Origin of the sequence: Shewanella sp. MBTL60-007 (genome assembly GCF_019654915.1) — a bacterium.
Lineage (GTDB): Bacteria > Pseudomonadota > Gammaproteobacteria > Enterobacterales > Shewanellaceae > Shewanella.
Window position 1 is genome coordinate 1 of sequence record NZ_BPET01000208.1, and the last position, 366, is coordinate 366.

Sequence of the window (366 nt, forward strand, 5' to 3'; positions counted from 1 at the left end):
TCACCAACAGCAGCGTACCTTCTCCCGAAGTTACGGTACCATTTTGCCTAGTTCCTTCAGCCGAGTTCTCTCAAGCGCCTTGGTATTCTCTACCCGACCACCTGTGTCGGTTTGGGGTACGATTCCTGCTAACCTGAAGCTTAGAAGATTTTCCTGGAAGCATGGCATCAACTACTTCAGTCCCTTAGGACCTCGTCATCAGCTCTCAGCCTTAAGTGTACCCGGATTTGCCTAAGTACACAGCCTACAACCTTAAACGCGGACAACCAACGCCGCGCTAGCCTAGCCTTCTCCGTCTCTCCATCGCAGTTAGCAGAAGTACGGGAATATTAACCCGTTTCCCATCGACTACGCCTTTCGGCCTCG

The 366-nt window shown here is 51.9% G+C and carries 1 rRNA gene; it reads right to left on the reverse strand.

Annotation, left to right across the window (positions count from 1 at the left end):
• A 23S ribosomal RNA gene (locus K5Q92_RS24085) occupies positions 1 to 366 on the reverse strand; the annotation flags it as partial.